We start from the raw sequence: 13,915 nt of genomic DNA, 5'->3' as shown, positions 1-13,915 counted from the left end.
GCCTGTCCGCCTCTCGTCAGTTGGCTGCGATTATCAGGAATCAGCGAGGCGCAGAGCTGATAACTTGCCGTCATCCGACAGCACAAATATCAGGTCGCCATCAACCAGAATGGGGATGCGAATCGCATCACCGTCCACCTGCTCGCGGCCAATAAATTGTCCGGAATTGGGGTCCAGCACATGCAGGTAGCCTTCCAGATCTCCCACAACGACCACGTCCTGGAAGAAAGCCGGTCCGCTCAATTCGCGGCGCAATAGTTCGTTATTACTCCACTCGATCTGGCCGCTGCCCACATTGTAGGCATAGACGCTACCGGAGGCATCACTGAGGTAGACATGGCCACCACCTACTGCCACTTCGTGGTGGGTAGAGGCATCGCGAGCCCAGAGGCCGCGGCCATTATCTTTGGACAGGGCGACAACACGGCCCTGGTAGCTGGCGGCAAACACCAAATCACCGCGCACTACTGGAGCACCGTCGATATCAACTACCCGCTCCAGCTCAGCAGAGCCCTGGGGAATAGCGACTCGCTGTTCCCAGCGCTGAATGCCATCGCGGGCGTCCAGGGCCAGCAGCTTGCCGTTATCCAGGCCGGCAATCACCATACCACCGCTAATAACAGGTGCTGCAGTACCGCGCAGGGTCAGTACTGGCAAATTGGTATTGTGGCTCCACAACTCTTCACCGCTGGTAGCGTCGAGGCCAACCAGCTTGCCATCTACGGTCTGCAGGACAACCACGCCAGCACCGATCGCTGGAGCGGCAACTACTTCGCCGGAGACCTGGTAATTCCATAGCTCAGCGCCGTTTTCGAGATCCAGAGCCACAGCGCGGCCGCGGTAGTCGGAGACTACCGCCATGCCCAGGCCAGTGCCCACACCACCGCTCAGATCTACATCCAGATCTGTCTCCCAGAGCTTGCGCCCGGAGCTGCGATCAAAAGCACTGATTTCACCATCGCTGCTGGCAGCTATCAGGCGACCATCGATAAGGCTCGGCTGCAGCATCGCGTAACGCTTTTGGTCAATACCGCCAATATCGGCAGACCACACCTCTTGCAGGGCAACAGTGGAGTTAATATCCACCAGTTCGACGGGGTCGACATCTTCCTTCTCGTCATTAGAGGCACAGGCAGCCAGGGCCACCGCTAGCGCCACCGCTGCAGTGCGACCCGCAGCGCGATTCAGAAATCCCATTACTCGTCTCCCTCAGATACAGGCTCGGTTTGGTTCTGAGCGTCACTGCTCTCGGTTACCGCCAGGCTTTCAGCCTTCAGGCGCAGAAGTTGGGTGTTGCCCGCTTGCTCTGGCAGAAGCTCTGTCAGTGCTTGCTCGTACGCGGCACGCGCACCGGCGATGTCACCCTTTTGCTTCAGGATATCACCACGAGTCTCAGAATAAAGGGCCGCGAATGCCGGGGGTATAGTGCCCTCGAGCAATTTCAGGCCTTCATCTGACTCACCGCGGGCCGCCAAAACAGCGGCCAGGCGGCGTTTAGCGAGCAGCTCCAGGCTTGCTTCACTGGTGTTGTCGAGTACCCACTGCAGCTGCTGCTCGGCAGCTTCCAGGTCATTGCTCTCCGCTGAAATAGCCGCGAGACGCAGTGCAGCCTGGCTGGCGTAGATGCGCTTGGCAAAATCATCTTTCAGCTGCTCGGCCACATTCTTGGCAGTGGTAAGCTGCTTGTTGTCCGGTTGATTGTTGTTGGCGGAGACCGCTTCAACGAAAGTCTGGTACAGGTCAGAGGCCGCTTCAGCCTTAGTGCGCTGATCTCCCTGCCACCACTGATAACCGAAGTAACCGGCCAGGGCCAGCACGACGCCAGTCACAATTCCCTTGCCATTTTCCGCCCACCAGCGCTTCAGCGTTTCTATTTGTTCTTGTTCGGTAAGATGCTCAGCCATTGGGTAATTTGCCTTTCCTGTAGATTACTAACTTTCCCGGCGGGGGCCTCCGCCTCCCTCAGTGTTTCTTTCAGCCTTGCAGCAGTGCTGCCAGCTCTTTTGGTGCCAGCGTTTGCTGCGGTTGGTCAGCGCGAAGGTACTTCACAGTTATCTGACCATTTGCAGCCTCATCTTCGCCGATAATCAGCGCATAATCGGCGCCGCTCTTATCAGCTTTCTTCATCTGGCTTTTAAAGCTTCCTCCACCACAGTGCAACTGCAGTCGCAACCAGGGCAGCTCGTCGCGCAATTGCTCGGCGGCTGTCATGGCAGCTGATTGTACATCACCAACGGCAACCAGGTAGGCATCTACCTGTTGCGAAAGGGACTCAGGCAACACTTCTAGGGTTTCCAGCATCAATACAAGGCGCTCAACACCCAGGCCAAAACCCACGCCCGGAGTGGCTTTGCCACCCATCTGTTCTACCAGGCCGTCATAACGGCCACCGGCACACACAGTGCCCTGGGCACCGAGGCTGTCGGTCACCCACTCAAATACAGTTTTTCCGTAGTAGTCGAGACCGCGCACCAACTTGGGATTGATCTCATACTTAACGCCAGCCCCGTCCAAAAGTGCCTTTAACTGACTAAAGTGGGCGGCGGATTCCTCATCGAGGAAGTCCAGTAGACAGGGCGCATCCGCCAGCAGTTCCTGAGTTTGCGCATTTTTACTGTCGAGAATTCGCAGCGGATTGCGCTCCAGACGGCGCTGGCTGTCCTCATCCAGCTGGTCACGACGCTCACTTAAATAAGTGACCAGCGCATCCCGATAAGCAGCGCGGCTCTCGGCGTTACCCAGGGAATTGAGCTGCAGGGTCACATGTTCGCTGATACCCAGCTGACGCCACAGTCGCGCAGTCATGATCAGGATTTCTGCATCGATATCCGGCCCTTCAATGCCAAACACCTCGACACCAAACTGGTGGAACTGACGCAGGCGCCCCTTCTGTGGGCGCTCATAGCGGAACATAGGGCCGAAATACCACAGGCGCTGTGGCTGGTTCAGCAAGTTGCTCTGGATCGCTGCACGCACAGTGCCCGCTGTGCCCTCAGGGCGCAGGGTAACGCTGTCACCGCTCTTGTCATCAAAGGTGTACATTTCCTTCTCGACAATATCGGTAGCCTCACCCACCGCACGGCAAAATAACTGGGTCGACTCCAGGTAGGGAGTACGAATTTCGGTGTAGCCATAGCGACTAGTAAGTTCACTCAGTGTGGCTTCCACGTACTGCCATACCGGGGACTGTTCCGGTAGCAGATCGTTCATGCCGCGAATTGCGCGAAGCTGTTTCAACGCTGTTCCTTAATTTTCACTCAATTAATTGGGGCTTGCGCAGGGAGCTGTTGCCCTCTACGCCTTGGCGATGATATCCGCTTCGCGCTCGGCCTTGGCGGCCGCCTTCTCGCGAATCAAACGCTCTAAATCATCCACCAGATTTTCATTCTTAAACTTGCGGTCTGGCTGCCCATCCACATAGATGGCATGGCTCGGGGTACCACCAGTCAGGCCTACATCGGCTTCTTTCGCTTCGCCGGGGCCGTTGACGATACAGCCAATTACTGCCACATCCAGCGGTGTGGTCACATCTTCCAGGCGCGTCTCCAGCTCATTCATGGTTTTCACCACATCGAAGTTCTGGCGCGAGCAGCTGGGGCAGGCAATAAAGTTAATACCTTTACTGCGCAGACGCAGGCTTTTGAGCAGATCCCAGCCCACTTTGACCTCTTCCACCGGGTCTGCAGCCAGGGAAACCCGCAGGGTGTCACCGATACCGTCGAGCAGAAGGGCACCGAGACCAATCGCCGACTTCACTGTGCCGGCACGCAAGCCGCCAGCTTCGGTAATACCCAAGTGCAGCGGTTGCTCAATCTGCTGGGCCAGCTTGCGATAGGCAGCCGTGGCCATAAAGATATCGGATGCTTTTACACTGACTTTGAAGTCCTGGAAGTCCAGGCTGTCGAGGATCGATACATGGCGCAGCGCCGACTCTACCAGAGCATCCGGCGTGGGCTCGCCATACTTTTTCTGCAGGTCTTTTTCCAGGGAGCCCGCATTGACACCGATACGAATCGGGATATTCAGATCGCGCGCTTTATCCACTACGGCCCGAATACGCTTCTCTCGGCCAATATTGCCGGGGTTAATACGCAGGCAATCCACCCCCAGGTCTGCAACCCGCAGGGCGATACGGTAATCGAAGTGAATGTCTGCGACTAACGGGACATTCACCTGTTTTTTAATTTCTCCAAACGCCTCTGCGGCATCCATGCTGGGCACAGAAACCCGCACTATATCGGCTCCAGCCTGTTCCAGGCGCTGGATCTGGCCAACAGTAGCTGCTACATCGCAGGTTTCGGTGTTGGTCATACTTTGCACCGAGATCGGGGCATCCCCTCCGACCGGTACATCACCCACCATGATCTGGCGCGACTTGCGGCGGACAATGGGAGATTCAAATTGCATAGGCTGACCTGGTGGTATTACTGATAAAAATCGAGGGGAGATTATAGAGAGATTGGGCGCAAACCTACAGGGTTCGCGCCCAAACGGGGAAGATCATCTTAATCGCCGACAATCAGACGACGAGTGCGGCGGTCGCCAATAGGCTGGCTGTCGATAGTTTCATCGCGGTAAACCACATGGGTTGCACGGGCATTTCCCAACATCAGCTCAAATGGAGCATCTCCATCTAAAGATTTGGCACTGCCAGCAGCTTGGACCCCGGCCAGTAAAATCACACCTTGTGCGTCTTTCACCTCAACCCAGGCATCTTCATCAAAGCGAAGCCGCAATGCGCCTTTCAGGGCCTGGTCCAACTGGGCTACTTGGGCGGGAACAGGCTCAACCACTTTTTCCACAGAAGCAGCGGGTTTATTCTCCACCGTTTCAGCACTGCCAACCTCAAGCTGAACATGAGCAACTCCATTTGATGCTGGTGCAAATGGCTCTGAACTCAACTCTTCAACTGCGACTTCCTGCCGCTCTACTTCAGCAACCGGATCAGTTACAACTTCACTGGCAACGGGGGCTTCGGCAACCAGGTCCGCAGTATCCTCACCCATGGGCATACCGGGAATATTGACTGGAGTACCGTACTTCCACCAGAAGACACCACCTGCGAGCAACAGGGGAATCAGGGCCAGGGCACCATGTCCGCGCTTGCGCTCAGGGCGAAATGCCTCGGCTTTAGTGGTTCGCCGGGATTCACTGCGCTGTGCTGGCTGCGGCCGATCCCTATCATAGGCTTCCAAAGCCGGCTCAGCAGGAATATTCAACTCGCGACAAATATTGCGGATATAGCCTCGCGTGTAGACAGCTTCTGGCTGCTTTTCGTAATTATCGCTTTCAATCCACTCAACTGTGTTATCAATAATACACAGGCGCTGCGATAACTCCTCTCGGGACAGCCCGGCCGCTTCCCGAGCCGCCAGCAAAAGATTGCCAGCGGAACCCTTAGAAGTTTGCGTATTGGATACGACCTCACCACCTTCGCAGTGTTCGGGACTACTATCCGTCATTACCACTCAACTCCTGATATTTCAGTGTCTCCGCAGAGTACGGGTACAAATTCTTCAAAGCAAGGGCGTAACTCCGCTCCTTGTCACGATTGCCAAACACCTTCTCGATACGAATCCCAAGCCACAGTGACTGGGGTGTCTGGCGATTCTTTTCACTAAATTGATCCAGGTACGCCTTGGATTTTGCATAATCACCGGCGTTAAATTTCAGCTCAGCCATTTCGATCAACGCCAGCGGCAAATCGGAGTTCAGCGCTAACGCCCTGGCATAGGCCCCTTCCGCCTTGTCAGTGAAACCCAGACGCGCGGCCGTACGGCCGTAGTTAACCAAGGCAAAAGATCGACGATTATAGGTGAGGTCTGTAGAGGCGAGTTCGAACTGTTTGAGGGCCTCTTTGTAGCGCTCTTGTTTATAGAGAAAAACGCCGTAGTTAGTGTGAGCCATGGAAAACCCGTCGCTATAGCGCAAGGCTTTCTTGAAGTGAGACTCCGCAATATCCAGCTCACCATCCGCTTGATAAAGCAGTGCCAGACCGTGATGTGCCAGTGGGTTCTTTTTGCCCAATTCCAAAGCGCGGTTAAAATGACGGCGGGACTGCTCCCTGCTGTTGGGGTCCCGCAAATAGCGAAGCCCCAACTGAACATGGGTCTCCAATGCCTTATCCAGGTCAACTTCCTTGCGCTCGGGCATCCCAGAGGTTACACACCCCCCCAGCAGAGTACCGAGCAGCACCAGGAGCGACAGGCTCTTAAATTTCGCGGACACTACATCACCTGTATCTTTATTTTTCACTTATCGGCCCAGCGAGATTGCGCGGGTGTCACCAATACACCAATGAGTGCTAACGCCAATCCCTGGACAAAGCAAGCCCGCAAAACACAGCAAAACCCAACATCGACCACCGGCATCCACTGGCAGTGGTAAAAGTACATATCGGTATTTTGTGTGAGAAATCTGATCCCGCCTCAGCTGGCACTTTCCAAATCCCTATACTGCCGGAAAGCCTTGCCAGTTGCAGCCCTAAAACCCAATCAATTCCATTTAGTGATGACTTTGTCGAGTATTGTCAATCCGCCAGTACCGGTGTACCGGCGGAATAAGTAAAAAGGGCTTAGAAGAGTTAGAGTTGATTACCTTCCTGGTCAACCGCATCCAGCTGCATGCCATCTGGACCAGTGTCCCGCGGCGGAATCAGTGACTGAACTGCATTGGAATCAGTATTTGCCGCATCTGGATCAGTTAGGGTTTCGAGGAACGCTACCAGTAAATCAACTTCCTCGTCGTCCAAATTCACAGCGCCGTCGCCATTTTCAGCCAACAGTGCTTCAGTCAGTGCCTGGCCATTGGGCGCAACTTTCGCGGCACACTCATCCACCTCTGCAAACTGATCCAAATCGCACATCTCACTGTTGGTGAAATATTGGGAAACAGAGTCGGCTCGACCAGTGTAGTGTTCGACATTTCTTTTCAATGTACCGAACTGACCTGCGTGCCCCCAGGGGCCAGTGAGCGCCACGTTAAGCAGCGTTGGCGTGCGGAAGCTGCCGCTTCCATTACCACCCAAGTCAGCACCACTGCCACTCTCATCTTTACCAACACCAATTTGTGGATAACTGACAGCTCTCAACCCTTGATTAGAGAAAAAGGCTCCTGAGTGGCAATTTGTACACCCTGAATTTCGTGTCATAAAGGTAATTGCCCCTCGCTTTTCATCGTTATTGAGGGCCGCAAGGTCTCCATCAACATAATCAAAGAAGGGGTTATCAATAAAAATTTGCACCGCTTCGTAAGAGGCAATTGCCTCTGCAATTCTGCTGAAGTTAATTGCCGAATCGCCAAATGCTGCGGTAAACATTGCACCCCACGAGTCCTGGGTTAATTTTTCAGCGAGAATATCCTCACGATAATCAGTAAAACCATCATCGCTGGTATCGTCGTAACCGAACTGGGTAATATCCCCCATCTCAGCAGCTTCTGTGACCGGGAAGTGGGCTTGGGCCATCATCAGTGCGAGGGTACCAGTACCCACGGCCGCCTCTGTGTTGCGAGTAACATCCCGGGAGTCTGTCCTGAGCCCTCCATTACCATTGATCGCCACTCGGTTATCCCAAAACAAACCGTTATCCCAAAGGGCTACATTGCAGATAGGCTGGGCATTTCGAGGTACCAGCGGAACTTCATTCTGGCCGTCGGAGCGACCGGGACCGACTAATTCAGCATCAACGGGATCAACGCCAACTGGCATGGATAAGTCATCGCCACCACAACCTATTGCCGGGTGGTGGCAGGAAGAGCAAGATGCATCGCCATCAGCGCTCAGGTTTTTATTGTGAAACAAGCGCATACCCAGCTCTACCATGGCAGGGTCCTGTTCACTTCTGACCCGGGCAGCAAAGGCGCGCATATCTTCCAACTGCTCGGCCATGCCAACGTCATCCAGCACTGCCTGTAAGCAGCTATCGAGACTGCCATCAGCAATATTGACCGCTGAACGCGCATTTTGACATTCATCAAAATCGGAAATTCGGCTATCAGAACCATCTGCATCAGAACCATTACTGAGGCCGTCATTAGTATTATTTACCAATGTTCTGGCAGTGACGCTGGCGGTCTCATCTTCGCTGTCGACATCGCCGGTGGTTACTGAGTAGGTATATTCAGTGTCTGATGAGAGACCCTCATCGACATAGTATCCGCTAGTCGTCTCAGCAATTCGTTCGCTGCCACGATAGATAACATAGGTCGCACCGGTGCTTTCCCAGGAAAGACCGATACTGGTACCGGAAAATGCGTTGCCGATCAGTTCTGCAGGAACAATTCCCTGACCTGAGCCTGTATCGCCATCGCCATCGCCATCGCCATCGCCATCGCCATCGCCATCGCCATTATCATCATCACCTGAACCAGAATCGCCATCACTGCCAGTATCAGAAGTTTCAGTAGGCGTGTCATTGCCACTACTTGAGGAACCACCTCCTCCGCAGCCCACCATCACAAGAAATAGAGGTAGGACCAGCAGCTTTACCAGAGCCGTTAGCGATAGTGTGATTTGATTTTTATCAACATTCATAGTTCTTGACCTGCCCGTCAATGACCTTTTCTTATTCCGAGTTCTGGACAGCAAATACAGACCTAAGTGCCAGCGCTGGCATCAAAGGGTAAGGAAACACTTACTATATCTAAGAATAAATTCTGCGTTGCAACCTAATGAAAGATCTAGGGAGCCTCGCAGTGATTGCGGACCGTCCTGAAAATCAGCGGCATTGCGAAAATACCCAATTACTCCCAGGGCCTACTGTAATGACTTAAAACAGGAATAACTGCTAATAAGGTCGCAGTAAGCTACTACATCCGTTCTCATAGTCAGAAATTTAATAAAAATTAGTAGTTTCAGTGTTTGCTTAAGAGAATATGTAAATTCAATCAATGAAATTTGGGCGTTAACATCCAAATCCCAATGAAAATATTTTTACGTCGTTGAGTCAGAGGCGGGAAAAGCAAGAAGAGTTTGTAAGAACAAACTGTATCAGGATTGTTTCAGATAGATTAAAAAAAGCTGCCGGAAATAACCGACAGCTTTTTAGCGGTGACTACCGGCAAATAGCCGGCTAATCCAACTTAGGGGAAACACAAAGCGCTCTTGACGCAACCATTTCCCAAAGAGTTATGGAATGAAGGCTATAAACTTTCACCATCGCTATCTTTTGCATCTAACTGCTTTCCATCTGGTCCACCATCCCGAGGAGGAATCAGAAACTGAATCTCATTAGAGTTGGTATTCGCGGCCTTGGGGTCAGTAAGAGTCCCCAGAAATACCACTATAAGGTCCATCTCTTCTTCGCTCAGGCGATTTATACCCCCACCCTCATTTCCATCTAAGATCGCCTGAGAGTGTGCCAAACCATTGGGAGCCAGTTTACTGGCGCAATTTTCAAGATCCTTGAATTGAGCGAGATCACACATCTCACTATTTTCAAAGTACCTGGAAATGGAGGCTCCATGATCACTGTAGTGTTCAACATTTCTCTTCAGCGTGCCAAACTGCCCGTTGTGCCCCCAGGGACCAGTGATCGCCACATTCAGTAAGGTCGGTGCCCTGAATGCTCCGAACCCTAAGGAACCCTCTCCACCCAGATCTTCCCCACTGCCACTCTCATCGGTTCCTATACCTATTTGCGGATAATTTGCGGCCATCAAGGCTTCAGACGTGAAGAAAGCTCCCTTGTGACAGAACGTGCACCCAGCATCCTTCGACATAAAAGTAATAGCACCACGCTTTTCCTCTACATCGAGCGCTTCCAGGTTACCGCCCACATAGTCAAAGAAGGGGTTATCGATAAATATTTGCACGGCTTCATAAGCTGCAATTGCTTCAGCAATACGACTGAAATTAATTTCAGAATCCCCAAAGGCAGACGTAAACAGGGGAGCCCAAGCTTCGACATCCAAATTAGCCGCTAATATATCTTCGCGGTATGCAGTGAAATTTTCATCGACAGAATCATCGTATCCAAAGTCCGCGATGTCACCCATTTCTGGCGGGGCCGTTACCGGGAAATGCGCCTGCGCCATAAGTAGGGCTAACGAACCAGATCCCACAGCATCATTCGTATTATCGGTAACATCTCTTGAATCTGTACGGAGAACGCCATTCGGACTCAGTGAGACCCGGTTATCCCAGAACAGTCCACGAGACCATAGTGACGCATTACAAATAGCTTGTGAATTTCTCGGCACTAAAGGCACTTCATTAGTTCCATCAGATCGACCTGGCCCGAGCAAAGCAGTATCTACAGCATTCACTCCAACCGGCATCGAGAGGTCATCTCCACCACAACCAATCGCAGGGTGGTGACAGGATGAACAAGAAGCATCTTGATTAGCACTGAGAGACTTGTTGTGGAACAGACGCATACCCAGCTCCACCTTGGCTGGGTCCTGCTCACTGCGGACCCGTGCGGCAAAAGCCCGAATATCTTCGACAAGAGAGACCATGCGATTGTACTCGAGCATGGCTGCCAAACAATTGTCCAAGTCCTCTTCGAGTAGATCTAGTGCCGTCGCAGTATTTTTACACTCTGCAAACGTGGAGATACGCTCATTCAAAACATCATCTTCTGTACCGTTATTCAGGCCAGCATTGGTGTCATTAACTAATGTCTTGACCGTAACCTGCGAAGTTTCCGATTCGTTTGCAGCATCAACCGTACTGACAGAGTAAACATATTCGGTGTTAACTGAGAGGCCCTGTTCGACATAATAGTTATTGCTGGTTTCCGCGACCTTTTCACCGTTTCGATAGATAAAGTAAGTCTCACCATCTCTTTCCCAGTTAAGACCGATACTGGTTCCCGAGTGGGCATAGCCAATTAGCTCAGCGGGTTCACCGGCTTCTTCAGGCTCAGGCTCAGGCTCAGGATCGGTGCCCGTCCCTGAGCCAGAACCGGAACCGGAACCGGAACCGGAACCATCATCACCCTGAACGGTATCTGCAGGCGAATTATCCTCACTACCAGATGACCCGGAGCCGCAACCAACTAACAGCGAAAACAGCGTGAGGAAAAAGAGTCTAAGTAGGACTCTGGGAAAGACTTTTTGATCGAACTTCTGAGCACTCATAAGAATCCTAGTGGTCCCTTCCATATATTTTTAATAGTTCATAGGTGATAACGCGACACCAATAGATTTGGTTGACCAATTAAGGAAGAAATGTGAACAAAAGTCCGGAGTGAATCCCGGAGGGGACGACCAGCTCACCAGAATTTCAGGGGATAGAGTTTTTTTCCAGCAACAACTGACTAAAACTTCGCAATCCAGACGATGACTTATACCTAGCCCTGATCGTAGGAATTCACTCTCGAATCAACTCCGGCCTGGCTCTGGAAGCAAAGTAAGAATGAAACTGTGGTGAATTTTAAGGCAGAAGGCCGTTGCCTGAATGATGAATGCGAATAAAGGTCGCTAATGAAGAGTTGGCATCTCACCAGTAAGTCAATATTAGTGAGATGCTCAAATAAAATGCAGGAATGTTAAAGTTCGTTGCCGTCCTGATCCCAGGCATCCAGCTGCATTCCATCGGGTCCGCCGTCACGGGGAGGAATCAGGGATTGGGTTGCATTTGAATTTACATTCTCAGCATCCGGGTCAGTGAGCGCCTCAAGAAATGCCGCTAACAGCTTCACTTCATCGTCGTCTATCGGAAGTGCTGCATCACCATCTATCTCCAGAATTGCCTCGGTCAACTCCAGACCATTGGGCGCAACTTTCGCTGCGCAGTCTTCTAGCTCAGCAAACTGATCCAGGTCGCACATTTCACTATCTGCGAAATACCGGGATACCGAATCTGCTTGCCCGGCATAGTGCTCAATATTTCTTTCTAAGGAGCCAAACTGCCCGGCGTGCCCCCAGGGACCAGTAATGCCTGCATTGAGCAGTGTTGGAACACGAAAGCCACCGAGTACTGCCCCTCCCCAATCAGCGCCATCATCCTCTTTTCCGACACCAATTTGAGGATAGTTAACGACCCTCAAACCCTGGTTAGTAAAGAAGGCGCCCGTATGGCAAGCAGTACAACCAGAGCCTGGCGTAAAATAAGTAATTGCTCCCCGCTTCGCATCGTCATCCAGCGCTGTCAGGTCACCATCGATATAGTCAAAGAAGGGATTATCAATAAAAATATATACCGCTTCATAGGCAGCAATCGCCTGTGCGACCCTACTGTAGTCAATACTGTTGTCTCCATAAGCGGCAGCAAATAAGGGGCCCCAGGACTCCTCATTGAGCTTTGGTATAAGATATTCCTCACGGTAGTCAGTAAGGTCATCGTCGCTACTTTCGTCGTAGCCAAATTCAGAAATATCCCCCATCTCAGCAGCATCTGTCACCGGAAAATGGGCTTGGGCCATCATAAGTGCCAAAGTACCGGTACCAACCGCCGCTTCAGTATTATTGGTTACATCCCTGGAGTCTGTTTTAAGGCCACCGTCGCTCGTGAAAAGAACGCGGTTGTCCCAGAATAATCCATTATCCCAGAGCGCCACATTACAAATAGGCTGGGCATTGCGTGCAACCAACGGCACTTCGTTTTCACCATCGGAACGCCCTGGGCCAAGCAAATCGGGATCAACGGCATTAACCCCAACAGACATGGAAAGATCATCACCAGCGCAGCCTATTGTCGGGTGGTGGCAAGAAGAGCAGGCGGTATCACCGTTAGCACTAAGACTTTTACTGTGGAATAACCGCATACCCAACTCAACCATCTCCGGGTCTTGCTCACTTCTAACTCGAGCAGCGAAAGCGCGCATATCCTCCAATTGCTCTGCCATTCCCACTTCATCCAGCACAGCCTGCAAGCAACTGTCGAGACTACTATCGTCAACATCTACGGCTGAGCGCTCATTTTGACATTCATCAAAATCAACAATGCGCTTTTCAATGGCCTCTGCTTCAGTACCATTGCTCAGGCCATCATTCGTGTTATTAACCAGTGTTTTTGCAGTAACACTATTAGTATCACTATTAGTATCACTATCAATACTCCCCACACCGACCCAATAACTATATTCAGTATTAACTGAGAGGCCTTCATCCACGTAATGGTTATCTGTAGTTTCTGCGATCAATTCGCCATCGCGATAGATGCTGTAGGTCTCTTCAGAGTCCTCCCAGGAGAGCCCTATGCTGGTGCCGGAGAAGGGGTTTGCAATCAGTTCAGCAACCAAGATCCCCTGCTCTGAATCGGAATCATCATCTGACCCAGTATCACCATCCGAATCGTCACCATCCGAATCGTCACCATCGTCTGAGCCAGAGCTGTCCCCAGAGCCGCTATCATTTTCAGTAGTCTCTGTCGATGAATCATCCTCACCGCTAGAGGAACCACCGCCCCCACAGCCCACCATAAATAGAAATAAAGAAATGAACAGCAGCTTATTCAGCGCTACAAGCAATTGGGTTAATTGGTTTTTTTCCGCGTTCATAATGTTCGAACAGTCCCGTCGATAACTTTTCTGTTCCTAAGCCAGGCAACTCAGAGAACTCCATGCACTTCAACTCTCAACACAGCTGTGCAAGCACTTCTACACATTGTTTTTCCTGAACCTAAGCACGCTGCAACAGCTCCAGACCAAATGAAAATGACTGGATAGCACGCTATAGCGCCATAATGTTTTGATGGATGTTGGAGATACGGGTGTAGCTACTGCAAAGATCCAGTGCCAGACGGTCTAGTGAAGACCTCTCTCCAATGGCCAGCTATTTCATTCAAAGTCAAAATGTTGCAAGCAAAATGCAAATTAAAAAAATATAATCGTTTTGACCTAATCTCATGCATATATCCAACGCTCCCTTCCCGGGTAAATTTTCCTCGAGCGTTAAACGTTAGATAAAGCAATTTCGTTGACACGAAAAATAGAATAGAAAGGAACTTTTAGGCTAAACAGAGTTTTTT

Annotated in this window: 9 protein-coding genes; all 9 read right to left on the bottom strand. The window is 51.5% G+C overall.

Annotation, left to right across the window (positions count from 1 at the left end):
- Positions 1-33: 33 nt before the first annotated feature.
- Positions 34-1,197 (bottom strand): outer membrane protein assembly factor BamB, encoded by a 1,164-nt coding sequence (bamB, locus tag ACJJII_RS11175; RefSeq protein ID WP_282934067.1) that lies wholly within the window; start codon positions 1,195-1,197, stop codon positions 34-36.
- Positions 1,197-1,904, bottom strand: a complete 708-nt coding sequence (locus ACJJII_RS11170; protein WP_444895038.1) for a YfgM family protein — start codon at positions 1,902-1,904, stop codon at positions 1,197-1,199. The genes bamB and ACJJII_RS11170 overlap by 1 nt, the downstream gene beginning before the upstream one ends.
- A gap of 70 nt (positions 1,905-1,974) precedes the next feature.
- A complete protein-coding gene (hisS, locus tag ACJJII_RS11165) occupies positions 1,975-3,237 on the bottom strand; it encodes a histidine--tRNA ligase (protein ID WP_444906247.1) in 1,263 nt (420 codons plus the stop codon).
- 57 nt (positions 3,238-3,294) lie between these two features.
- The gene (gene ispG, locus ACJJII_RS11160) at positions 3,295-4,407 is read right to left on the bottom strand and encodes a flavodoxin-dependent (E)-4-hydroxy-3-methylbut-2-enyl-diphosphate synthase (RefSeq protein ID WP_282934070.1); all 1,113 of its coding nucleotides are present in this window, start codon (positions 4,405-4,407) and stop codon (positions 3,295-3,297) included.
- Between the two features lie 98 nt (positions 4,408-4,505).
- Positions 4,506-5,462, bottom strand: a complete 957-nt coding sequence (locus ACJJII_RS11155; protein WP_444919184.1) for a RodZ domain-containing protein — start codon at positions 5,460-5,462, stop codon at positions 4,506-4,508.
- Entirely contained in the window at positions 5,452-6,228 is a 777-nt protein-coding gene (gene pilW / locus ACJJII_RS11150; RefSeq protein WP_444906250.1) for a type IV pilus biogenesis/stability protein PilW, read from the bottom strand. Before pilW ends, ACJJII_RS11155 begins: the two co-directional genes overlap by 11 nt.
- A gap of 355 nt (positions 6,229-6,583) precedes the next feature.
- Positions 6,584-8,533 (bottom strand): cytochrome-c peroxidase, encoded by a 1,950-nt coding sequence (locus ACJJII_RS11145; protein WP_444919183.1) that lies wholly within the window; start codon positions 8,531-8,533, stop codon positions 6,584-6,586.
- A 608-nt stretch (positions 8,534-9,141) separates the two neighbouring features.
- Positions 9,142-11,082 carry a cytochrome-c peroxidase gene (locus tag ACJJII_RS11140; protein ID WP_444919182.1) on the bottom strand — a complete coding sequence of 647 codons (1,941 nt, stop codon included), beginning with the start codon at positions 11,080-11,082 and terminating at the stop codon, positions 9,142-9,144.
- Positions 11,083-11,492: 410 nt separating this feature from the next.
- Positions 11,493-13,445 (bottom strand): cytochrome-c peroxidase, encoded by a 1,953-nt coding sequence (locus ACJJII_RS11135; protein ID WP_444919181.1) that lies wholly within the window; start codon positions 13,443-13,445, stop codon positions 11,493-11,495.
- Between the last annotated feature and the right edge of the window lie 470 nt (positions 13,446-13,915).

It is taken from the genome of Microbulbifer maximicatervae (SeqCode) (assembly GCF_052467825.1).
This window is presented reverse-complemented; position numbering and strand designations above follow the sequence as displayed.

What these genes read in the sequence shown, in the direction of transcription:
- bamB (WP_282934067.1), bottom strand. Translation starts at nt 1,197, where the DNA reads ATGGGATTTCTGAATCGCGCTGCGGGTCGCACTGCAGCGGTGGCGCTA.
- ACJJII_RS11170 (WP_444895038.1), bottom strand. Translation starts at nt 1,904, where the DNA reads ATGGCTGAGCATCTTACCGAACAAGAACAAATAGAAACGCTGAAGCGC.
- ispG (WP_282934070.1), bottom strand. Translation starts at nt 4,407, where the DNA reads ATGCAATTTGAATCTCCCATTGTCCGCCGCAAGTCGCGCCAGATCATG.
- ACJJII_RS11155 (WP_444919184.1), bottom strand. Translation starts at nt 5,462, where the DNA reads ATGACGGATAGTAGTCCCGAACACTGCGAAGGTGGTGAGGTCGTATCC.
- ACJJII_RS11145 (WP_444919183.1), bottom strand. Translation starts at nt 8,533, where the DNA reads ATGAATGTTGATAAAAATCAAATCACACTATCGCTAACGGCTCTGGTA.
- ACJJII_RS11140 (WP_444919182.1), bottom strand. Translation starts at nt 11,082, where the DNA reads ATGAGTGCTCAGAAGTTCGATCAAAAAGTCTTTCCCAGAGTCCTACTT.
- ACJJII_RS11135 (WP_444919181.1), bottom strand. Translation starts at nt 13,445, where the DNA reads ATGAACGCGGAAAAAAACCAATTAACCCAATTGCTTGTAGCGCTGAAT.